Raw genomic sequence first — 21,706 nt, forward strand, 5'->3', positions numbered from 1 at the left:
AAAACGGGGCTTCTCGGGGAAATCGGCTATCCATTTGCCCCGCCTAGCAACCCCTTGCCCGTGTAGGAAAGGACAAGCCTAGACCGGGTCCTGCGCCGTGCCGCTGACAGTCCAGGTCTGGCCCTTGCCGAGCAACTTGGCGAGGTTCGCTTCCTTGCCTTCGCTCACCTTCGCGCGCTCGGCGATCACCGCGTCCTCGAAAGTCGGGCGCGGATCATCGTAGAGGACGCCGAGCGCCATCGGGAACGCGCCGAAGGGCATTTCAACCAGCATGTGCGCGATCGAACGGTTGGTGACATCGTGGACGACTACGCCGGCGGCTTCCCAATCGCCATCGACCACGTCGACGACTTCGAGGCTTAGCGTCTGACGGTTGAGTGCGATGCCCTTGGTGTCCTTGGCAAACAGCATGGGCTTGCCGTCTTCGAGCCAGAGCTGCTGGCCCTCCGCCCCCTTTGGAGCGGCGAAATCATCGAAGACATCCTTGTTGTAGACGATGCAGTTCTGGAAGATCTCGATAAAGGCTGCGCCCTTGTGGGCGTGCGCGGCCTTGAGTACGTCGGGCAGGTTCTTCGAGACGTCGAACCCGCGGCCCACGAAGCGCGCCCCCGCACCCAGCGCGAAGGCGGCCGGGCGTGCGGGATGGTCGTAGCTGCCGATCGGCGTTGAAGGCGACTTGGTGCCTTCGCGGCTGGTCGGCGAAGCCTGGCCCTTGGTGAGGCCGTAAATCTCGTTGTTGAACAGCATGATCTGCATGTTCACGTTCCGGCGAAGGACGTGCATCAGGTGATTGCCGCCGATGGAGAGGCCGTCGCCGTCGCCCGTCACCAGCCAGATGTCGAGCTCAGGATTGGCAAGCTTCGCGCCGGTGGCGAAAGCGGGCGCGCGGCCGTGGATGGTATGGAAGCCGTAGGTCTCCATGTAATAGGGAAACCGGCTCGAACAGCCGATGCCGGAGATGAACACGGTCTTGGCTGGATCACAGCCCAGTTGCGGGAGCGTGCGCTGTACGGCCTTGAGGATCGCATAATCCCCGCACCCCGGGCACCAGCGAACCTCCTGGTCGGTTTCCCAGTCCTTGAGCGTGGTTTCGATCTTGGTGGGTGCGTTCATTGGTTGACTCCCTCGGAATCGGTGTCCCGGCCAGACGGCACTGCGCTGTCGCCATGAAAGGGTGCGTCGGGGTAGGTGCCATCGTCATGCCCGGCTTCAAGATTGGGAAGCTGCTCTTCGTTGACTGCTACCTCCCCGCCCTCGTTATCTTCAATGCCGTCGAAGTATTTGCCGATCTCTTCTTCCAGTTCGGCAATCTGGAACGGCTGGCCGCTGGTTTTGGTGAGCGGCTGCGCGTCGACAAGGAACTGGTCGCGCAGAACGGTCTTGAACTGGCCGGTGTTCATTTCGGGCACGAGGATGTGTTCGTAACCGCGCAATAATTCGCCCATGTTCTTCGGCATCGGCCAGATGTGCCGCACGTGGATGTGGCTGACGTCCAGCCCCTTGCGGCGGCAATTGTCGACCGCGCGGTGGATCGGGCCGAAAGTCGAGCCCCAACCGACGACCGCCAGCCTGCCCGAAGGCTCGCCGAGGCAGACCTCCTGATCCGGCACGACAACGCCTTCCACCTTGTCCTTGCGCGCATCGGTCATGCGCTGATGGTTGTCGGGCGAGTAATCGATATTGCCGGTCAGTTCGTGCTTCTCGATACCGCCGATGCGGTGCATCAGGCCGGGCGTGCCGGGCTTCACCCAGGGACGCGCGCCCTTTTCGTCGCGCTTGTAGGGCAGGAAGTTCTCGCCATCGTTCGGCTGGTCGAGGAATGTGGCCGGGAACGGCTCGAACGTGTCCGGATCGGGGACTTTCCACGGCTCTGCGGCATTTGCGATATACCCATCGGTCAACAGCATTACCGGGGTCATGTATTCAACCGCGATGCGGCAGGCCTCGATCGCCACTTCGAACGCATCCGAGGGGCTGCGCGCGGCGATCACCGGCATGGGTGCATCGCCGTTGCGACCGTAGACAGCCTGGTAGAGGTCGCTCTGCTCGGTCTTGGTCGGCAAGCCGGTGGAGGGGCCGCCGCGCTGGGAATTCACGATGACCAGCGGCAGTTCGGTCATTATGCCGAGACCGATGGCTTCGGTCTTCAGCGCGATGCCCGGACCGGAGGAGCTGGTCACGCCCAGTTGACCTGCCCAGCTCGCCCCAATGGCGGCGCAGACGGCGGCGATCTCGTCTTCCGCCTGGAAGGTCGTGACGCCGAATTCCTTTAGCCGCGCAAGGTGATGGAGGATCGCAGAGGCGGGAGTGATCGGATAGCCGCCGAAGAACATGGGCAATTCGGCCAGCTGCGCACCGGCGACGAGGCCGAGGCTGACGGCTTCCGCGCCGGTGACGGTGCGATAAAGCCCCGGCTCGGATGGAACTGGATCGACATGGACCTGCTTGAGCGGTCCGGCGAGTTCTGCCGTCTCGCCGTAGGCATGGCCTGCATCCAGCGCCGCAATGTTCGCATCGGCGATATCGGGCTTGGACTTGAACTTGGCCTTCAACCAGTCGTGGATAGGATTGCGCGGACGGTCGAACATCCACAGCGCAAGACCCAGCGTCCACATGTTCTTGGAGCGCAGCGCGTCCTTGTTGCCGAGGCCGTAGGGCTTGACCGCCTCGATCGTCTTTTCGCTGATGTCGAAGGCGAGCACGTCGAACTTGGCGAGGCTGCCATCCTCGAGCGGATTGGCTTCATAATGTGCCTTGTCGAGGTTGCGCTTGGTGAAGGCGCCCGTGTCGGCAATGATCAGGCCGCCCGGCTTCAGCGCGGCAAGGTTCACCTTGAGCGCAGCCGGGTTCATTGCCACCAGCACATCGGGGGCGTCGCCGGCGGTGTTGATCTCACGGCTGCCGAAATTGATCTGGAAGGCAGAAACGCCGAACAGCGTGCCTTGTGGAGCGCGAATTTCTGCCGGGAAATCCGGGAAGGTCGCAAGGTCGTTTCCGGCCAGCGCGGTGGAAAGTGTGAACTGCCCGCCGGTGAGCTGCATCCCGTCGCCCGAGTCGCCGGCGAACCGCACAACGATGGCTTCGGGGCTTTCGTGGAGACCGTGGGGGCCTTCGGTGGCGGCTGTTGCCATCCAGAAATTCCTTGTCGCGCGCCCTCTTTCCGGCGCTGTTCATCGGAAGCGCCACCTAGGAGCCGCTCCCGCCTCTCGCAATGAAGTTTCTCTGCTAGCGCCAAAAAGCGCGGTGGAAAAGCGCGAGCCTTGCGCTAAGTCCCTTTTCGCAACGCAAAGGGAGAGAGACCGATGGCGACAGACGAACACTTCGTGCGCGAGGATGTGCGCGCTTTTCTCGATATGCTGGAGGCGATGGGCGGCAAGGGCGTGGAGGAAGTCGGCGCCGAGGAAGGCCGCACGCAGATGAAGACGCTGGGCTCGCTCGCCGAAGCGCCGCCGCGCGACCTTGCGGTCATCCGAGACATCGTCTGCCCCGGCCCCGATGGCGATATCCCGCTGCGCTTCTACGACGCCAAGGAAAGCCGCGAGGCGGGACCCTGCGTGGTGTTCATCCACGGCGGCGGCTTCGTAATCGGCGACCGCGATGTGTACAACGCGCTGTGCACCGAGATCGCCTACCGGCTCGACCTGCCGGTGGTCTCGGTCGAATACCGTCTTGCGCCCGAATACCCCTTCCCTGCCGCGCCCGACGATTGCGAAGCGGCGGCGCGCTGGGTCGCCTCCTCGCCCGATGTGCTGGGGCGGAACATCACCGGCCTTGTCATCACGGGCGACAGCGCGGGCGGGAACCTCACCATCGTGACCACCAACCAGCTGGTGAATGACCCCGCCGAGGTGCCGGTCATCGTGCAGGCGCCGATCTATCCGGTGGCGAGCGATGTCTCCAAACACCGCTCGCGCGAAGATTTCGGCGAGGGATATTTGCTGACCGGCGCGGCAATGAACTGGTTCACCGAGCAATACGCCGCCGACCCCAAGGATCCGCGCAATTTGCCGATGGTCGGCGATTGCTCGAACACGCCGCCCACGGTGGTCTGCACCGCCGGGCTCGATCCCTTGCGCGATTCCGGGCGCGAATATGCGGCGCATCTGATCGAGCAGGGCACCGAGGTGGTCTATCTCGAATTCCCCGGTATCATCCACGGCTTTACAACGCTGCGCAAAGCGATACCGAGCGGGCAGAAGGACCTCGACGCGTTTCTCGATGCGGTCGAACTGATGGTGGAGCGTTACAGGTGAGCGAACTGGGATACCGGCCCTGCGTCGGCGTGATGCTGGTCAACGAGCATGGCCGCGTCTTCGTCGGCCGCCGGATCGACAACAAGGAAGGCGACTGGTGGCAGATGCCGCAAGGCGGGGTCGACGAGGGCGAGGATTTGAAGGACGCGGCCCTACGCGAACTCGCTGAGGAAACCGGCGCGCGCGAAGAGCATGTCCAACTGATCCGGCAGACCGCCGAGTCGATACGCTACGACCTTCCCGAAGAGCTGATCGGCAAGCTGTGGGGCGGCAAGTATCGCGGCCAGGAACAGGTGTGGTTCCTTGCCCGCTTCTCCGGGTCGGATGCGGACATCGACCTCGAAGCGCACGATCCGCCCGAGTTCTGCGACTGGAAATGGGTCGAGGCCGAGACGCTTCCCGACCTCATCATTCCCTTCAAGAAGCGCGTCTATCGCGCTGTTCTGGAAGAGTTTCGCGAGCTGGTCTGACGGTCAGTTCGCTTGCGGCTGCGGCGTTACCACGGCCTCTGCCGTCATGACCGGCTGGCGCGGACCCGCGGCAATGGCAGCGGCAAGCTGGCGCGTTTCCGGGCAACTGTCGCCACACAGCGACTGGACCTTTGCAAGGTTCAGCCGAGCCTTCTCCAGCGCGCCCTTCTCGGCCATGGCCGCCCCTTCGCCGGCAATGGCCGCGAGATAGTTCGGGTCGCGGTCGAGCGCCTCGCGGTAATAGCCGATGGCCTTGCCCTGCAAATCGTCCGCACGCGCGGCTTCGGCAAGATAGACGAAGATCGGAGTAAAGCCCGGATCGACGGCAAGAGCCGCCTCATAGGCGTCGATCGCCGCCTGCGTGTCGCCAGCGGCAAGCGCGGACTTGCCTTCTGCGATGAGAACGCCCGCACGCGGATCGGGATCGCGGGTCTGCCCGAGGCTGACGCTGGCGGTCATGGCAAGGGCCAGCGACAGGGCGGCGGCGGCAGGGGCAAAACGCATAATCGTCTCCGTTAGCGATGATCTCGCGGAAGGCTGGTCGTTAGCCATACCAAGAAAGCTAACACGATCTATCTGCACGGGCGATGAAAAATCCGTCCGTACCGTCGTGATACGGTGTCAGGCGGATGCCGTTCCCGCGCGGGCGACCGGCGGGCAGCGAAATCTCTTGCGAGGAGAAGGTGTTAACCCTCTTCAGAAACGCTTCGAACTGTCCTGCCCCTTCTTCGTCGAGCAGCGAGCATGTGACATAGATGATACGACCGCCCGGTTTTACGAGGCGGGTCGCGAGATCCAGAAGCTCCGATTGCAGCGCTGTGAGCCGCGCCAGTTCCGCCTCGTCGAGCCGCCAGCGCGCCTCGGGATTGCGGCGCCATGTGCCCGTGCCGGAGCATGGGGCGTCGATCATGACGGCATCCGCCTGGCCTTCGAGATCGGCCAGCGCTTCGAATTCGCGCTTGGGGTTGAGGAGACGGGTTTCGATGATGGTGGCCCCGGCCCGCTCCGCGCGCGGCGCAAGGCGCGACAGGCGGCCGCGATCGGCATCCGAAGCGATCAGCCGGCCGAGATTGTCCATTGCTGCTGCCAGCGCGAGCGTCTTGCCCCCGCCGCCGGCGCACAGATCGATCACCGTCTCGCCCGGATTGGCATCGGCCGCAAGGCAGGCGAACTGCGAGCCGGTATCCTGAACCTCGAACGTGCCTTCGCGCCATTCGGCCCACTGCTCGACCTGAGTGCCGGGTTCGAGCCGGAGCCCATGCGGCGCGGCAGTGTTAGCGGTCTCCACCGGCAGAGAAAGCGTGGCGCGGTCAGCCTTCAACGTGTTTACGCGCAGCTCCAGCGGCGCGCGACCGAGAAGCGCCTCGGCTTCTTCCCCATCGATGCCCGACTGGGCAAGCCGCTGGGCGAGCCAAGCGGGTGCCACGCCGCCTTCCGCCGATTCCTCCCCGGCATCAATAGGTGCAGGGCCGTAATTCGAGCCGTCGAACAGCGGCACAAGACTCGCGTCGCTCTCGGAGAGGCGCAGCATGGCCGCGCGACCGCTTTCCGGTACTGGACCGCAGGCGCGGATGGCGGAATAGACCAGTTCGCGGATGGCGCGGCGATCCTTCGATCCGGCAAAGCGGTTGTTCCGGAACCACTCGGCGAGGATACGGTCTGCGGGCGCGCCTTTGCTGCGCGCGGCCTCGATGATCGCGTCGAGCAGTTCGATGGATGTCTGGACGCGGGCGGCAGGTGTCATCGCTCCCCTCCCCGATCAGCGCGTCGGATAGTTCGGCGCTTCCCGCGTGATCGACACATCATGGACGTGGCTCTCGGTCAGGCCTGCGTTGGTGATCCGCACGAAATTCGCGTTCTTGCGCAGGTCCTCGATGGTGGCGCTGCCGGTGTAGCCCATGGCTGCCTTGATCCCGCCGACGAGTTGGTGGACCACCGCGCTGGCTGGACCCTTGTAAGGGACCTGCCCCTCGATGCCTTCAGGCACGAGCTTTTGCTGGCTGACGTCGGCCTGGAAATAGCGGTCGGCGGAGCCGCGGGCCATCGCGCCAACGCTGCCCATGCCGCGATAGCTCTTGTAGCTGCGGCCTTGGTAGATGAAGGTTTCACCCGGCGCTTCCTCGGTGCCGGCCAGCATCGAACCCACCATGATGGAGGAAGCACCGCCTGCCAGAGCCTTGGCCGCATCGCCGCTGGTGCGAAGGCCGCCGTCGCCAATGATCGGTACGCCCATCTTGTCCGCTTCCTCGGCGCTGTCCATGATCGCGGTGAGCTGCGGTACGCCGACACCGGCGACCACGCGGGTGGTGCAGATGGAGCCCGGACCGATACCGACCTTCACCGCGTCCGCGCCCGCACCACACAGCGCCTTGGTCGCTTCACCCGTGGCGACGTTGCCCGCGATGACCTGCACCGCGTTAGAAAGCTTCTTAACGCGCTCCACCGAGCGGGAGACTTCCTTGTTGTGGCCATGCGCCGTATCGATCACGACCACGTCCACGCCCGCATCGATCAGCGCCTCGGTGCGCTCGAACCCCTTATCGCCGACCGTGGTGGCCGCAGCCACGCGCAGGCGGCCCTGCTCGTCCTTGGTGGCGTGCGGATAGGCGACCGCCTTCTCGATATCCTTGACCGTGATGAGGCCGACGCAGCGCCCGCCATCGTCGACCACCAGGAGCTTCTCGATCCGCCGCTGGTGAAGCAGCTTGCGCGCCTCTTCCTGGCTGGTGCCGAGCGGGACGGTGGCGAGGTTTTCGGTTGTCATCAATTCGCTGACCGGCTGGCGCGGATTCTCCGCAAAGCGCACGTCGCGATTGGTGAGGATGCCGACCAGCTTTCCGCTGCGATCGGTAACGGGGATGCCGCTGATGCGGTTGGCGGTCATGATCTGCTGCGCATCGCCCAAGGTCGCATCGGGATGGATCGTGATCGGGTTGACCACCATGCCGCTCTCGTAGCGCTTCACCGCGCGCACGGCGGCGGCCTGTTCGTCGATTTCGAAATTGCGGTGCAGCACGCCGATGCCGCCCAGCTGCGCCATGGCGATGGCCATGTCGGCCTCGGTCACCGTGTCCATCGCGCTGGAGAGGACAGGGATGTTGAGCTGGATTTCCTTCGTCAGGCGCGTGGCGGTGTTGGCCATCGAAGGCAGGATGTCGCTCTCGGAAGGACGCAGGAGAACGTCGTCGAAGGTAAGGCCGAGGGGGATGTCGAGATGTGCCACTATGAGAATCGCCTGCCGAGGGTGAAATGTGGCGGCCCATGTAACGACGGTTCACTACGGGCGCTAGTGGCCTGCGCTAAGGATAGGGGCCCCGCTTGGCGGAGCCCCTTAAAGAAGGACCGGGTAAGTCGGCTCTCTTGCGTATTATTCCATCTCGTCTGCGCGCTCGTTCAGCGCTTCGGCGCGCTCATCGCCGATATCGTCGATTTCTTCTGCACGCGCGTTCAATGCGTCTTCCCGAGCATCGGTATTCGCCTCATCAGCCATCTCTTCGAGCTGTCCAGCGCGGTCGTCGCCGACATTCTCGACGGCATCAGCGCGTTCCTCGAGCATATCGCCTCGCTCTTCGGTTGCGCTGTCCTGACCGCATGCGGCGAGAGCGAGAGGTGCTGCGGCTGCGCAGATAAATAGCTTTTTCATAAGTTTCCCTTTCGTTTTCAAGAAACCAATGGGCGCGCAAGACCGATGTTCCGAAAAAGGCGAAACGATGGCGGGGAGCAAGTTTTATTCGGCCGTCCACCCGCCATCGACGCTCCAGTTGGCGCCGTTCACGTTTTGCGCTTCGTCGCGGCATAGGAATACCGCCAGTGCGCCGATTTCCTCGGGCTGGACGAATTTCTTGGTTGCCTGCTTCACCAACAGCACATCGTTGATGACCTCCTCGCGGCTCATCCCGCGGGCCTTCATCGTGTCGGGGATCTGGTTTTCCACCAGCGGCGTCCAGACGTAGCCGGGGCTGATGCAATTGGCGGTCACGCCGTGCTCGGCCAGTTCCAGCGCGATGGTCTTGGTGAACCCGTCGAGCCCGTGCTTGGCCGAATTATAGGCGCTCTTGAAGGGCGAGGCGACCTTGGAGTGCGCGCTGGCGGTGTTGATGATGCGACCCCAGCCCTTCTCCTTCATCCCCGGCACGGCGAGCCGCGTGGTGTGGAACGCGGCGGTGAGGTTGAGCGCGATGATCGTGTCCCACTTGGCGACCGGAAAATCCTCGACCGGCGCGACATGCTGCATGCCGGCGTTGTTGACGAGGATGTCGATCCCTCCCGCTTGCCCCATCATCTGCTCGATCTGGGCAACATCGGTGAGGTCCGCGCCCGAATGCGTCGCGCCCAGTTCCTCGCACAATTGCGCGATCTCCGCCTCGTCGCCGAAGCCGTTAAGGACCACCTCGGCACCTTCTTTTGCCAGTGCGCGAGCGATGGCGAGGCCAATGCCGCTTGTCGATCCAGTAACGAGGGCGCGCTTTCCAGCGAGAAACATTTGGCTCTCCGAGCGTTAGGGGAACAATCATATACGGCCATCGCGCACGGGGAGCGTGCTGTAAAGCGGCCAATCCAAAGGGGAATAGGATGCGTCTCAATCCGTTCAACACCGGCAACATTCAGGTCAAGGGCAGCAGCGGCGGGGGTGTCGGCAAGGCGGGCGGTTTGGGCTGTGGCACCATCATCATTGCCGCACTCGGCTATTTCGTCTTCGGCCTCGACCCGTTCCAGACCGCGGCCACGGTGGAGAGCGTGCAGCAGGGCACGCAGACCTCTGGTGGAACCGAGATGAGCGAGCAGGAGGCTTGCACCGCGAACGAATATTCGCGCGAGGCCTGCGATGGCCTGCAGTCCCTCAACCAGACCTGGGCGCGCGTTTTCCAGGAACAAGGCCTCGGCGACCGGTTCCAGCAGCCGACCCTCCACCTTTACAACGGTGGCGTACGCACCGCCTGCGGCAACGGCAGCGCGAACATGGGGCCGTTCTACTGCCCAAGCGACCAGACGATCTATATCGACACCAGCTTCTACGACCAGCTCGCTCGCATGGCCGGCGGTGGCGGCGATTTCGCACGCTATTACGTCCTGGCGCATGAGTACGGCCACCACATCCAGACGATCACCGGCATTTCGGGCCAGATCCGCAGCCAGCAGCAACGCGTTAGCCGCGGGCAGGCGAACCAGCTCAATGTCCGCATGGAGTTGCAGGCCGACTGCTACGCCGGGGTCTGGGCGGGCAGGAACCGCAATCTGATCGAGCCGGGCGATATCGAGGAAGGCATGCGCGCCGCCTCGGCCATTGGCGACGACAGGCTGACCGGCGGCCGCGTCTCCTCGGAGAATTTTACCCACGGCACCAGCGCCCAGCGCAGCGAGGCGCTTCGCACGGGCCTGCGCGGTGACGACAGCGCTTGCGACGCCTACACGATCGTCCGCTAGCCTCTCAGTTGGTTCTCAGGAGAAATTAGTCCCCGTGAACGAAAACGGCCGGCGCCCTTGCGGGAGCCAGCCGTTCATGATGCATCCCGCAGAAATGCATCAACGTTTGGACTGCAACTCCGCAATTTCGCGATCGAGTTCGCGCAGCGCCTCGGCGCGTTCCGTTGCTGAGAGCGATTGCTCGGCTGCAACGGCGCTTTGGGCCTGCTTCATGGCGCGCAGGGCGAGCTTCTCGCCGGCCGTCTCGCAGACGAACAAGGTGGTCTTGCCCGTGGCATCCGTTTCGGAGACCACCGGCGTGTATTCGTCCTTGCAGGCGACGACGACTTCCGGAGCCATGGCTGAAGCGCGGGCGCTTTCGGTCTCGGCCTGCGCTACCGCGAGGCGGACTTCGCGGCGCATCTTGCCATTCTCGGCGAACTGGTGGCGAAGCTCGCGCATTTCCTTGCGCAGCTTTCCACCCTCGGCAAATTCTCGGCGTACCTTTGCCATTTCGCGGCGCAGTTCGGCCCGCTCGGTCTCGCTCAGCTCGTCCCACTCCTTGCCGTTGTGGTTGACGCGGTGGAGCTTGAGGCTCTTGCTGTCCGCAGCCAGTTCGCGCTCGGCTTCGTCGAATTCGCGGTCGATCTCGACCTGGGCCTCGGCCAGCTCTTCCTGTTCCTGCCGGATATCCGCTTCGGTCCATTCGTCGACGGCGGGCTCGGCCTCGGCAGCCTGCGCGGAGGCAACCAGGACAGACGGCGCACCTTCGGCGTAACAGATCGATGCGGTGAGCGGCACGGCCAGGAAGGCGGCTGCGATTGCAGCGCGCCCGGTAAAGCGGCGCCGCGGCGAAATATCGGACATGGACAAACTCCTCAAACGGTGAATGATCGATTTGTCCCCCAGAACTGGACAAGCCATCGGCGCGGCGAGCGCGGGGCGCGGCAGCGGCGCCGGAAGGCGTGCGAAATCGGCAATGACTCGCGCATAGGTCACGCGTTCCTCACGCGTGCGGGAGGCGACGACACGGGCGTCGCAAAAGGCTTCCTGGTCGCGGCGCAGGGCATGCCAGCCCAGCCAGCCGACCGGATTGAACCAGTGAATCGCGAAGAGCGGCTGCACCGCCATGTTGACCAGCAGGTCCCCGCCGCGGTGATGGGCAAGCTCGTGCGCAATCGCGAGATCGCGCTGCGCGCGTGCACGGCTGGCCATGAAGCCATCGGGCAAGGCGATAACGCGGTCGATGACTCCGAAAGCCATCGGTCCGAAGATCGCCGGAGTTTCGATCAGGCGGATCGAGCCGACCTCGCCAACCGGGCGTGCGTCCTCGAGCAATTCGCGGCGCAGGCGGAAATAGAGCCAGAAACGGCGTACCAGCATGACCGTCGCCCCGCCCAGCCAAAGGAGCAGGAACGGCGTCAACAGGTCGACCGGCGCCTCGCTCCGCGCGAGGATGGTCGGAGCGGCAGCGCCGGACTCGGCAATCGGAAGGACGCGCGCGTCGGTTTCGATCGCGAAGCCGTACTCCTCGGTTTCCTGCACGGTCTGCGCCAGGGGGCGCATCCAGGACGGCAGGGTAAAAGGCGGGATTACGAGCCGTGCCAGCGGCAGGAACCACAGGGCATAGGCCGCCCCAGCCCCGAAATGGCGCGCCACGGGACGGCGCAGGATCATGACCAGCGCGAGCAGCGCGCCGGTCCATAATAGGGTGTCGAAGAGGAACCAGTCCCACCATTCGCGCAGGAGGTCGATCATTTGCGCATCTCCCTGAGCAATGCCTCGATCTCCGCGAGGTCATCGTCACTCAGCGCCTCGTTCTCCGCCAGATGCGCGAACAGCGGCGCTGCCCGCCCGCCGAACAGCCGGTCTACCAGACGGCGGCTTTCCCCGCCGACATAATCCGAACGTTCGATGAGCGGATGATAGAGGAACTTGCGTCCCTCCGGCTCGGTGCCGACCGCGCCCTTGGAGACGAGGCGGCTGAGGAGCGTCTTCACGGTCGGGATCGACCAGTCGTTGGCGGCGCAGACCCGGTCGCAGACATCGGCGGCGGACAGGGGACTTGCATCCCACAGCGCTTCCATCACAGCGTGCTCTGCTTCGCTGATCCGGTCACCGACTGCCTGCTTGCGCTTGGCCATTTCGTATCACTCCCCTTCGTGGCGTTCGTATTCGATTACACCTGTAGCCGTTACGACTACGAATGTAAACATGAAGCATCCATGAACATAAATTCAGGAACAACATAGCGTTCCGATCACTGCAAGCACGCATCGGCAGAACACAGGAGGCATTCGATGGACGACGAAGACCGCCAATCCGTACTTACCGCGCCGCAGTTGCGTCTGGTCGGTAGTGTCGACGAAGCGATGTACGCCGAATTTCGCAATCAACTGAGCGCCGGCCCAACGGACGGACCCCTTGTAATTGCGCTGACTACGCTTGGTGGTAATCCCGAAATCGCGCGGGCTATGGCCGATGACGTCAGGCTGCTGCGCGAAGCGGGACGTACGATCTATTTTCTCGGCAAGGCAGCTGTATACTCAGCGGGCGCAACCTTCATGGCGGGCTTTCCAATAGCCTGCCGGTTCCTGACGCGCGACTCGACGCTGCTGATCCACGAGCGGCAGATAAACAAAACGATATCGCTTTCCGGCCCGCTGCGCAGCTGTACAAACCAACTAAAGGCGGCGCTGAACGAAATCGAGCAGTCGATTGCGATCGAAGAAGCGGGCTTTCGCGCGCTGGCGGAAGGATCGAAGGTAGATTTCGAGAAGATTCGCGAGAAGGCACCCGATAACTGGTATCTTGGCTGCGAGAAGGCGAAGGAGCTCGGCCTGATCGCGGATGTCATCTGACGCGCGAATGGGTTAGGCTGGAGCCATGATGAAAGCGATCCTTCCTGCCCTCGCCCTCCTCGCCGCGCCGCTGGCCGCGCAAGAGGCCCCGCCGCGTGCCGAATCTCCAGTCACCACGCTCGTCGTGATCGAAACGACTATGGGCGACATCACCGTAGCGCTCGAAACCGAGCGCGCGCCGGTCACCGCCGCCAACTTCCTGCGCTATGCCGACGAGGATCGCTTCGACGGCACGGTCTTCTACCGAGCAATGCACCTCGACTGGGGCGAGCCGCCCAACGGCCTGTTGCAGGGCGGTACGCAGAACGATCCCGAGCGCATCCTTGACGGTATCGCGCATGAGCCGACCAGCGAAACCGGCCTCAGCCACACCGACGGGGCGCTTTCGATGGCGCGGCTCGATCCGGGCACGGCAACAGGCGATTTCTCGATCATGATCAAGGACCAGACCGGCCTCGACGCGCAGCCGGACTCGGCCGATCCCAACGAGCAGCTTGGCTATGCGGTCTTCGGCTACGTCGTGGACGGCATGGACGTCGTGCACGCCATTCACGCCTCTCCGCGCGATCCCGAAGCCGGCGAAGGCTGGATGAAGGGCCAGATGCTGGCGGAGCCTGTGAAGATCGTCGACGTGCGTCGGGTCGAGGACGGAAGCGCCGACTAGCACTCTTCGGCGGTATTCTCCGGCGGCGGCCCCGGCGGAACGCGCGCGGCGCTCATCCAGAAGGGATCGGACTTGAGGCGGTGCTTGTCGCCGTATGCCTTGGCGAGCGCAGCGTAGAGGCGCGGGTCATAGGCTTCGAGGTCCGGGTGGTTAAGTATCTGACGCCCGTCGACCACCACGAGCCGATTGGAGTTAAACCAGATCTGCGTGCCCTCTGCCCAGTATTCCTGGATGGTGGTGGTGGCATACTCATTGAGCCAGAGATCGTTTGCCAGCGCGTTCGCGTAGGCCGCCTCCACCTCCGCATAGAGCACCGGGTCGACGGCTTCGATCGCGAAAAGGATATTGTGCGCCATCTCGTGGACGAAGATCGTCTCGCCCCAATAGCGCGTGGAATAGAGGCCGAGGACGTCCTCTTCCGAGCCGACCGTGCGCGGCCCGCCGATCCCGCGCGCGCGCTCGTCCCAATATTGCCGGTCGGACTTCGCCCCTATCCGCGCGTCGTAATGCTTGATCTCGCAGCGGGTCAGCCGCGGATCGTCGCGTACAGGCTTCGTCCAGTGCGCCTTGTCGGGCAGGTCGAGAAGCGCCTCTTCTTCCGCGATAATGGCAACACGATAGTCGTTGGCGACCAGCCACTCGGCGAATTCGAGACGATGCGCCAAGAGTCCCGAGGCCATGTCGCGTGCGGCCAGCAGCGCCGCGTCCGGTACGCGATCTGACGAGAGAATGGGGATTCCGCGAGCGGAAACGTATTTCGTGTAAAAAGGGTCGGCGCCGATATCGGGAGGCGGCGCTCCGGGCCCGGTCACACAGCCGGTGAGTAAAACGGCGGCGAGAATTGCTCCTCGCCGCCTTTTCATCAGTAAACGCGCTTCTTCGGTTCGATGTATTTCACATCGTCCGTGAGCGTATATTCGTGGACTGGACGGTAGTCGATCTTCACGCCGCCGCCCTGGCCGCCCCAGCCATCGAACCACGCGATGGTGTGCTTCATCCAGTTTGCGTCATCACGCTCGGGGAAATCCTCATGCGCGTGGGCGCCGCGGCTTTCCTTGCGGTTTTCGGCCGAGGCCATGGTGACGTTGGCCTGCGCCATGAGGTTGTCGAGTTCCAGCGTCTCGATGAGGTCGCTGTTCCAGATCAGCGAGCGGTCGAAGACCTTGATGTCTTCCATCCGCTTGTTGACGGTCTTGAGCACCTCGACACCTTCGGCCAGCAGCTTGCTGTCGCGGAACACGGCGGCGTGCTTCTGCATGCCCTTCTGCATTTCCGCGCGAACTTCCGCCGTGGGCGAGGCGCCGTCGGCATGGCGGAAGTGGTCGAGACGACCCAATGCCATGTCCGCGCTGCCCTTGGGCAGTTCGGCGTGGCTCGCGCCTGGCTTGACAATTTCCTTGAGGCGATGGCCCGTTGCACGGCCGAAGACCACGAGGTCGATCAGCGAGTTCGAGCCGAGGCGGTTCGCGCCGTGGACCGACACGCAGGCCGCTTCGCCGACCGCGAACAGGCCGGGGACGATCTTTTCCGGGTCCTTCGGGTCGCCCGCCATGACTTCGCCGTGGAAGTTACAGGGGATGCCGCCCATGTTGTAATGCACGGTCGGGGTGACCGGCAGCGGCTGCTTGGTGAGGTCGACACCGGCGAAGATCTTGCCGCTCTCGGTGATGCCCGGCAGGCGCTCGCCCAGTACCTTGGGATCGATGTGGTCGAGGTGCAGGAAGATGTGGTCGCCATCTGGGCCAACGCCGCGGCCCTCGCGCATTTCGAGCGCCATCGAACGCGACACGACATCGCGCGATGCGAGGTCCTTGGCGCTCGGAGCGTAGCGTTCCATGAACCGCTCGCCTTCGGAATTGGTGAGGTACCCGCCCTCGCCGCGCGCGCCTTCGGTGATGAGCACGCCCGCGCCATAAATGCCGGTCGGGTGGAACTGGACGAACTCCATGTCCTGCAGCGGGAGGCCTGCTCGCAGAACCATGCCGCCACCGTCGCCGGTGCAGGTGTGGGCGCTGGTCGCGGTAAAGTAGCAGCGGCCATAACCGCCCGTCGCCAGCACGACAGCCTGGCTGCGGAAGCGATGGATCGTCCCGTCGTCGAGGCACATGGCGATGACGCCGCGGCAGACCTTGCCGTCGGGGCCGTCTTCCATGATCAGGTCGAGCGCGAAATACTCGATGAAGAAGTCCGCGTCGTACTTCAGGCTCTGCTGGTAGAGCGCGTGCAGCATGGCGTGGCCGGTACGGTCGGCGGCGGCGCAGGTGCGCTGCACCGGCGGGCCTTCGCCCATGTTCTGCATGTGGCCGCCGAAGGGGCGCTGGTAGATGGTGCCGTCGTCGTTGCGGCTGAAGGGCACGCCGGCGTGCTCGAGCTCGTAAACCGCCTGCGGGGCTTCGCGGACCATGTATTCGATCGCGTCCTGGTCGCCGAGCCAGTCGGAGCCCTTCACCGTATCGTACATATGCCACGACCAGTGATCGGGCGTGTTGTTGCCGAGGCTGGCGGCGATACCGCCCTGCGCGGCCACGGTGTGAGAACGGGTCGGGAAAACCTTGGTGATGCAGGCCGTCTTCAGGCCCGCTTCGGCGCTGCCCATGGTCGCACGCAGGCCGGAACCGCCCGCGCCCACCACGATAACGTCGTAAGTGTGATCAATGATCGGATAAGCTCCGCTACCCGCCCGCGATGTACCGGGCGAGGAACCAGGGGTTGCGGGTCCGGTATTCGGGGCCTGGTTGGCGCTTCCAACATTGCCGGTATTGGTATTGTCTCTCCCACCGTGAACCGGGGCTTCGTCCTTGGAGCCGGATGCCATCAGGAAATTCCTCCAAATGCGATACGCGCAATAGAAACAAGGCCGAAAACCGCGCCCCCGATGGCGGCGAGGTTCAACAGCGCAATGCACGCGAACTTGTTGCCCGGAGTATGGACATAGTCTTCAATCAAGACCTGAAGACCGATCCGTGCGTGCCAGAAGGTATTGATGCAGATCAGCGCCAAAGCCGTTGCTGGCAGCGTCTGCGAAGCCCAACCGCTCATGGTCGTATAGTCGTATGACGGCAACAGGGCGATGCTGACTGCCAGAAACAGTACCAGCACAAGGTTACCAATTGCGGTGAACCGCTGTTGCAACCAGTGATGCGGGCCTTCATGCGCCGAGCCTAACCCGCGCACCCGTCCGATAGGGGTTCCGTCACTCATGGATTGAACTCACTTGAAAATAATGACCGCCCAGAAGGCGATGGTGAGAAGGATGCCGAGTACAGGCGAAATCACCGACCAGGTCTTGTTCGTGTCGAGTTCGTAGCCGGCGCCAATATCCAGCACGAAATGACGAATACCGCTCATCATATGGTTGAAGAACGCCCAGCTCAGGCCAATCAGGACGACCATGCCGATTGGAGATCCCATGATCCCGGCAAAAGTCGCATAGCTATCCGCTCCGCCTGCCATGGCTGCCAGCCACCAGAGAAATACCCCCAGACCAACCAGTGCCAGCCCGTCGCCGGTGACGCGGTGAAGGATCGAGACCAGCATGTGCGGGCCCCATTTCCAGATCTGCAAATGCGGTGAAAGCGGGCGGTTTGCCATGAATACGCGTGTCCGTTGCGGTGAATTTCGTCGCGCCTCCTTAGCGAAGCTGTCGCCTCGTGCAAGGCGCGCGGCCTCGACATTTGTCGCAAAGTTTCGAATAGCGTGATGCATGACATGCATTCTCCTTACCGGCTCGTCGCGCGGAATTGGCGCTGCGGCCAAGGCAGCGCTCGAAGCACGCGGGGCCACGGTCGTCGGGCAGGCGACCTCCAGCGACCGCACCGACACGGTCCCGGCCGACTTTTGCGAACCCTACGCACCGCAGGAGCTGTGGGAGGCGGCGCTTGCCCGCGCGGGCGGTACGATTGACGTGCTGGTGAACAACGCCGGACTGTTCGATCCCAATCCGATCGAGCGGTCCGACATCGAATGGCTCGACGCGTGGGAGGACACCATGCGGATCAACCTGACCGCAGCCGCGCAGCTCAGCCGGTTCGCGGTGAAACACTGGCAGGAACGCGGATGCGAGGGGCGCATCGTCCATGTCGCCAGCCGCGCCGGCCATCGCGGCGATTCGCCCGCGCACTGGCACTATGCCGCGAGCAAGGGCGGCATGCTGGCGATGCACAAGAGCATCGCGCGCGCCTATGCGGCCGAGAAGATCTACAGTTTCGCCGTTACGCCGGGCTTTACCGACACAGCGATGGCGGGCGACTATCTCGACAGCCGCGGCGGACCGGGCCTGCTTGCCGACATCCCGCTGGGCCGCGTCGCAGAGCCGGAGGAAATCGCCAGTCTGGTCGAATTCTGTGCACTCGACGCGCCGCCAAGCATGACGGGAGCGACACTTGATGCGAATGGGGCGAGCTATGTCCGCTAGAACGCTCCTCCTCGCCTCGCTTTCGCTGGCCGCGACAGCCTGCGCCAACGCGACCGCGCAACCTGCTTCCGATCCCGTCGTCGCGCCCCCTGCATCCGAGGCGGCGCCGACCCCGCGAGAGCGTGTCGCCGCTTTTCTCGAGACGTGCGAAGAATGGGACGAGTGGGACAAGCCTGCCCCGCCCTTCCATATCCTCGGCAACACTTGGTATGTCGGCACCTGCGGCATTTCCGCCATCCTGGTGACGAGTCCACAGGGCCATGTCCTCATCGACAGCGGAACCGAGAGGGGCGCGGAGATCGTGCTCGCGAATATCGAGGCCGCGGGCTTCGCTCCGAGAGATGTGCGCTATCTCCTGCCCAGCCACGAGCATTTTGATCACGTCGGCGGTTTCGCGAAAATCCGGGAAGCGACCGGCGCGGATGTCGTTGCATCGAGCATCGCGGCCGAGGTCCTCCGTAGCGGCGTGGTGAACGAAGGCGACCCGCAGGCCGCCGTCCTCGATCCTATGGCTCCCGTCGAGGTTGCACGCGTAGTCAACGATGGAGAGGTTGTGATGCTCGGCGACCTCGAATTCACCGCTCACGCCACGCCCGGTCACACACCGGGCGCGCTCAGCTGGTCCTGGACCGCCTGCAGCAATCCGGGCGAGCCGCCGATTTGCCGCCGCATCGCCTATGTCGACAGCCTTTCTCCCGTGTCGGCGGACGGATACCGGTTCAGCGACCATCCGGCCTATGTCGGCGCGTTCCGCACGAGCATCGACCGCGTGCGCGCCCTGCCCTGCGACGAACTCTTCACGCCGCATCCTTCGGCCAGCGGGATGATCGGGAACATGCGCACGGGGAAGATCGCGTCCTGCACCGATTACGCGGCTGCCCTGACCCGCAAGCTCGACGAGCGCCTCGCCAAGGAGGCCGCACAGTGAGCGCGTGGAAACTGTCCGCCGAAGCGCCCAAGAAGGTCGTGCAGGCCGCCCTGCTTGCGCATGACGAGGCATGGGATTTTCCCGAGGAACTGGTCGTCTCGGGGCGCGAGATTGCGGAGGACAAGCCCGACGACTGGATCCTCGAAGTCTGGCTCGATCATAAGCCGACCGCCTCAGACAAGAAGTCTGTGGCGTCGCTGTTTGCCGATCGTGCGCCCGATCTCTCGGTGGAGAAACTGCCGGAACAGGACTGGGTGACGCTGAGCCAGCAAGGTGTCGAACCGATCCGCGCGGGCCGCTTCCATGTCCGCACGCCCGAATATCCCGAGGACGCAAGCCTCGTCAATTTCGTCATTCCCGCCAGCCAGGCATTCGGGACCGGCCAGCACGAAACGACTGCCGCCTGCCTCGCCATGCTCGATCTGATGAAGCGCGAGGGGCTGGTAGTGAAGAACCATGCGGATATCGGCACCGGAACGGGGCTGCTTTCCTTTGCCGCCCTGCATCTCTGGCCGCAGGCCAAGGCGCTCGCTTCGGATATCGACCATGTCTGCGCCGGCGTGGTCGAGGATAACTGCGCCGCCAACGCACTGGCGAAGGGGTCAGGCCCCGGCGAACTCACCATAGTCATCGCGCCGGGCACGGATGATCCGCTGATCCAGGCCCGTGCGCCTTACGACTTGCTGATCGCCAATATCCTTGCCGGACCGCTGGTGGAGCTTGCCCCCGACTTTGCCGCCGTAGTGACGCCGGGCGGGAGCCTGCTCCTGGCCGGCTTGCTTCAGACGCATGAGGCCGAGGTGCGTGCTGCTTACCGTAGGCAGGGCTTCCGCCTTGCCCGCCGTGTCACCAATGGCGACTGGTCCATTCTCTGGTTGCGCAAGAGCCGCGTGCGGTGACACGAAAACGAGCGTTACGCATCGCGGCTTGGGTGCTCGGCGCGCCCATCGTCGCCACGCTTCTGTTCCTGCTGTCCGCATGGATAGGCAGTTCCATCCCGCGCAATTCCGAATGGGAGGAACCGGCAAGCGGTGTCGAGATCATGGTCGGCGACAACGGCATCCACACCGAAATCGTCATGCCGCTGGTCAGCAATGTGAAGGACTGGCGCGAGACGTTCCCGGCGAGTGACCTCCCCAACCCCTACCGTCCCTACACCCATGTCGCGGTGAGTTGGGGCGAGCGCGAGGTGTTCCTCAACACACCGACATGGGCGGATCTCAGCATCCCCACCGCCGTCAACGCAGCCACAGGCGGCGACGGTCTGATCCACGCGGCGCATTATGTCCGCCCTGCCCCCAGCACGACCAACCGCCCCTTGCGCCTGACCGAGGAGCAGTACACGCGGATGGTCGAAGCGATCGAAGCGCAGGTGCCTGACCCCGGAGGCCGCGAAGTCTATCCGGGCTATGCGAGTTACGACGTGTTTTACGATGCACCCGGCACCTATCACCTCGGCAACACCTGCAACCAGTGGACGGGCGACACGCTGGCCCTTGCCGGTGTGAAGATGGGCCGCTGGACACCGCTGCCCGGCGGCGTGATGAAGTGGATACCCGATCCCGAGGCGAACTAGGCCTCGGCGGTGCTCCCGCGTGCTTCGTGATAGCGGACCACCCGCTGGGTCACTTCCTGCATCATCGCCATCCGCGCGGCATAGGAAGCGCGCGTCTGGCCGATCAGCACCGCCAGCGCATAGCGCGTGCCATCGGGCGCCGTGAGGATGCCGACATCGTTGTATCCCGACTGCACGCCGTCGAAGAACTGGCCGGTCCCGGTTTTGTGACCGAATTCCCAACCGGCAGGCACACCGCCCTTAAGGCGTCGCGGGCCGGACTTGGTGCGCGACATTGTTTCCAGCAGGAGCTGCGTCGAGTTCTCCGACAATAAGTCTCCGCGAGCGAGCCGGGCCAGTGCCCGTGCGAGACCCTCTGCAGTCGCGCCGTCCATCGGGTTGTCGAGATAGGCCTCGAAGGCGGCGCGGCGATCCGCCTCCGGCACTTCGTCGCGCGCGTCGTAGAAGGCATTGCCTTGCGAGTAGGACTGGCGCCATTCGAGCCCGGCTATGCGGCTCTGCTTGGTCCGTTCGTCGGCTCCGAATTGCACGCCTTCGATGGCGTTGCGGCGCAGGAAGCCCTCGACCGCCTGTACTCCGCCGACATAACGCAACAGCCGGTCGTTGGCGGTGTTGTCGCTCTGCGTGATCGCGCGATCCATCAGGTCGCCGTAGTCGGTCGAGAAAGACCCGCGCGCCTTCACGATATTGCGAATGGGCTGGTAGAAAACCGTCAGGTCCTCACGCCCGATGGTGACCCTTTCGGACAAATCCAGCGCGCCCTCGTCCACCCTGTCGAGCGCGGTCATCGTCACCCACAGCTTGCTGACACTCTGCTGCGGCATTGGCGCCGAGCCGTTGTAGGACATCGTCGCCAGGCTGTCCGCCTCGGTCACCGCGATGCCCACCACACCGTCGAAGCCTTCGCCGATATCCTGCAGTTCGGCCTGCAGGGCCGTCTGTGCGTCGGTCAGTTCGGGATCGGGCGGAGCGTCCATTTCCTCTTGCGAGATGGTGATGCGCTTTTCGAATTCGTCCGCGCTTTCGCCGGGCGTGCTGACCGCGGTGGCAACGACAAGGAAGGCGCCGACGCCGGCGACGGTCAGGAACAGGACTGGGGAACGACTCACATCACCCTAACGAGGGGTAAGCCGATGG

23 protein-coding genes are annotated in these 21,706 nt (G+C 64.0%); 9 read left to right on the forward strand and 14 right to left on the reverse strand.

The annotated features are described in order from the left end of the window. Positions 1 to 78: 78 nt before the first annotated feature. Positions 79 to 1,113 (reverse strand): 2-oxoacid:ferredoxin oxidoreductase subunit beta, encoded by a 1,035-nt coding sequence (locus ED21_RS02630; protein ID WP_006832274.1) that lies wholly within the window; start codon positions 1,111 to 1,113, stop codon positions 79 to 81. Continuing rightward, positions 1,110 to 3,131, reverse strand: a complete 2,022-nt coding sequence (locus ED21_RS02635) for a 2-oxoacid:acceptor oxidoreductase subunit alpha (protein WP_006832275.1) — start codon at positions 3,129 to 3,131, stop codon at positions 1,110 to 1,112. Before ED21_RS02635 ends, ED21_RS02630 begins: the two co-directional genes overlap by 4 nt. Before the next feature lie 171 nt (positions 3,132 to 3,302). Between ED21_RS02635 and ED21_RS02640 the strand changes: the two genes are divergently transcribed. Both ED21_RS02640 and ED21_RS02645 read left to right on the forward strand, forming a co-directional pair. Then, entirely contained in the window at positions 3,303 to 4,253 is a 951-nt protein-coding gene (locus ED21_RS02640; RefSeq protein WP_006832276.1) for an alpha/beta hydrolase, read from the forward strand. Between the two features lie 32 nt (positions 4,254 to 4,285). Next, a complete protein-coding gene (locus ED21_RS02645; protein ID WP_050784706.1) occupies positions 4,286 to 4,723 on the forward strand; it encodes an RNA pyrophosphohydrolase in 438 nt (145 codons plus the stop codon). 3 nt (positions 4,724 to 4,726) lie between these two features. Here the strand turns inward: ED21_RS02645 and ED21_RS02650 are convergent, their stop codons facing one another. The 5 genes from ED21_RS02650 to ED21_RS02670 all read right to left on the reverse strand — a co-directional run bounded on the left by ED21_RS02650 (position 4,727) and on the right by ED21_RS02670 (position 9,206). Then, positions 4,727 to 5,227: a hypothetical protein gene (locus ED21_RS02650; RefSeq protein WP_006832278.1), complete on the reverse strand. Its 501-nt coding sequence runs from the start codon at positions 5,225 to 5,227 to the stop codon at positions 4,727 to 4,729. A 58-nt stretch (positions 5,228 to 5,285) separates the two neighbouring features. Continuing rightward, positions 5,286 to 6,467, reverse strand: coding sequence for an RsmB/NOP family class I SAM-dependent RNA methyltransferase (locus ED21_RS02655; RefSeq protein ID WP_006832279.1), 1,182 nt, complete (start codon positions 6,465 to 6,467; stop codon positions 5,286 to 5,288). A gap of 15 nt (positions 6,468 to 6,482) precedes the next feature. Next, positions 6,483 to 7,946: an IMP dehydrogenase gene (gene guaB / locus ED21_RS02660; RefSeq protein ID WP_006832280.1), complete on the reverse strand. Its 1,464-nt coding sequence runs from the start codon at positions 7,944 to 7,946 to the stop codon at positions 6,483 to 6,485. 144 nt (positions 7,947 to 8,090) lie between these two features. Next, entirely contained in the window at positions 8,091 to 8,366 is a 276-nt protein-coding gene (locus ED21_RS02665; protein WP_006832281.1) for a hypothetical protein, read from the reverse strand. 84 nt (positions 8,367 to 8,450) lie between these two features. After that, positions 8,451 to 9,206: a 3-hydroxybutyrate dehydrogenase gene (locus tag ED21_RS02670; RefSeq protein ID WP_006832282.1), complete on the reverse strand. Its 756-nt coding sequence runs from the start codon at positions 9,204 to 9,206 to the stop codon at positions 8,451 to 8,453. Between the two features lie 89 nt (positions 9,207 to 9,295). On the opposite strand from ED21_RS02670, the gene ED21_RS02675 reads away from it, so the two are divergent. Further along, on the forward strand, positions 9,296 to 10,147 hold the full coding sequence (locus ED21_RS02675; protein ID WP_006832283.1) for a neutral zinc metallopeptidase: 852 nt from the start codon (positions 9,296 to 9,298) through the stop codon (positions 10,145 to 10,147). A 99-nt stretch (positions 10,148 to 10,246) separates the two neighbouring features. Here ED21_RS02675 and ED21_RS02680 read toward each other — a convergent pair whose 3' ends face one another. After that, the gene (locus tag ED21_RS02680) at positions 10,247 to 11,884 is read right to left on the reverse strand and encodes a M56 family metallopeptidase (RefSeq protein ID WP_006832285.1); all 1,638 of its coding nucleotides are present in this window, start codon (positions 11,882 to 11,884) and stop codon (positions 10,247 to 10,249) included. Beyond that, positions 11,881 to 12,270 (reverse strand): BlaI/MecI/CopY family transcriptional regulator, encoded by a 390-nt coding sequence (locus ED21_RS02685; RefSeq protein WP_006832286.1) that lies wholly within the window; start codon positions 12,268 to 12,270, stop codon positions 11,881 to 11,883. The genes ED21_RS02680 and ED21_RS02685 overlap by 4 nt, the downstream gene beginning before the upstream one ends. A 156-nt stretch (positions 12,271 to 12,426) precedes the next feature. Here ED21_RS02685 and ED21_RS02690 point away from each other — a divergent pair, with 156 nt between their 5' ends. Next, positions 12,427 to 12,987, forward strand: coding sequence for an ATP-dependent Clp protease proteolytic subunit (locus ED21_RS02690; RefSeq protein ID WP_006832287.1), 561 nt, complete (start codon positions 12,427 to 12,429; stop codon positions 12,985 to 12,987). A 25-nt stretch (positions 12,988 to 13,012) separates the two neighbouring features. Then, a complete protein-coding gene (locus ED21_RS02695) occupies positions 13,013 to 13,651 on the forward strand; it encodes a peptidylprolyl isomerase (protein ID WP_006832288.1) in 639 nt (212 codons plus the stop codon). Here the strand turns inward: ED21_RS02695 and ED21_RS02700 are convergent. Genes ED21_RS02700 through sdhC form a run of 4 tightly spaced genes read right to left on the reverse strand, consistent with a single transcriptional unit; the run spans position 13,648 to position 17,242 of the window. Next, entirely contained in the window at positions 13,648 to 14,514 is an 867-nt protein-coding gene (locus tag ED21_RS02700) for a glycoside hydrolase (RefSeq protein WP_233995690.1), read from the reverse strand. The two genes, ED21_RS02695 and ED21_RS02700, sit on opposite strands and share 4 nt — an antisense overlap. Beyond that, entirely contained in the window at positions 14,514 to 16,466 is a 1,953-nt protein-coding gene (gene sdhA, locus ED21_RS02705; RefSeq protein ID WP_083800354.1) for a succinate dehydrogenase flavoprotein subunit, read from the reverse strand. Before sdhA ends, ED21_RS02700 begins: the two co-directional genes overlap by 1 nt. Further along, a complete protein-coding gene (gene sdhD / locus ED21_RS02710) occupies positions 16,466 to 16,852 on the reverse strand; it encodes a succinate dehydrogenase, hydrophobic membrane anchor protein (RefSeq protein WP_006832291.1) in 387 nt (128 codons plus the stop codon). Before sdhD ends, sdhA begins: the two co-directional genes overlap by 1 nt. A 9-nt stretch (positions 16,853 to 16,861) precedes the next feature. Continuing rightward, complete coding sequence (gene sdhC, locus ED21_RS02715) at positions 16,862 to 17,242, reverse strand: succinate dehydrogenase, cytochrome b556 subunit (protein ID WP_006832292.1); 381 nt, start codon at positions 17,240 to 17,242, stop codon at positions 16,862 to 16,864. 112 nt (positions 17,243 to 17,354) lie between these two features. Here sdhC and ED21_RS02720 point away from each other — a divergent pair, with 112 nt between their 5' ends. The 4 genes from ED21_RS02720 to ED21_RS02735 are packed head-to-tail and all read left to right on the forward strand — an operon-like array spanning position 17,355 to position 20,569. Continuing rightward, positions 17,355 to 18,065 (forward strand): SDR family NAD(P)-dependent oxidoreductase, encoded by a 711-nt coding sequence (locus ED21_RS02720; protein ID WP_006832293.1) that lies wholly within the window; start codon positions 17,355 to 17,357, stop codon positions 18,063 to 18,065. Next, the gene (bla, locus tag ED21_RS02725; protein WP_006832294.1) at positions 18,055 to 18,993 is read left to right on the forward strand and encodes a subclass B3 metallo-beta-lactamase; all 939 of its coding nucleotides are present in this window, start codon (positions 18,055 to 18,057) and stop codon (positions 18,991 to 18,993) included. The genes ED21_RS02720 and bla overlap by 11 nt, the downstream gene beginning before the upstream one ends. Beyond that, positions 18,990 to 19,892, forward strand: coding sequence for a 50S ribosomal protein L11 methyltransferase (locus tag ED21_RS02730; protein WP_006832295.1), 903 nt, complete (start codon positions 18,990 to 18,992; stop codon positions 19,890 to 19,892). Before bla ends, ED21_RS02730 begins: the two co-directional genes overlap by 4 nt. Further along, positions 19,889 to 20,569, forward strand: coding sequence for a DUF2459 domain-containing protein (locus tag ED21_RS02735; protein ID WP_034921018.1), 681 nt, complete (start codon positions 19,889 to 19,891; stop codon positions 20,567 to 20,569). The genes ED21_RS02730 and ED21_RS02735 overlap by 4 nt, the downstream gene beginning before the upstream one ends. Here ED21_RS02735 and ED21_RS02740 read toward each other — a convergent pair. Further along, positions 20,566 to 21,678: a serine hydrolase gene (locus ED21_RS02740; protein ID WP_006832297.1), complete on the reverse strand. Its 1,113-nt coding sequence runs from the start codon at positions 21,676 to 21,678 to the stop codon at positions 20,566 to 20,568. The two genes, ED21_RS02735 and ED21_RS02740, sit on opposite strands and share 4 nt — an antisense overlap. Positions 21,679 to 21,706 lie beyond the last annotated feature (28 nt).

This window comes from Erythrobacter sp. SD-21 (assembly GCF_000181515.1).
In the GTDB taxonomy this organism is placed as follows: Bacteria; Pseudomonadota; Alphaproteobacteria; order Sphingomonadales; family Sphingomonadaceae; genus Qipengyuania.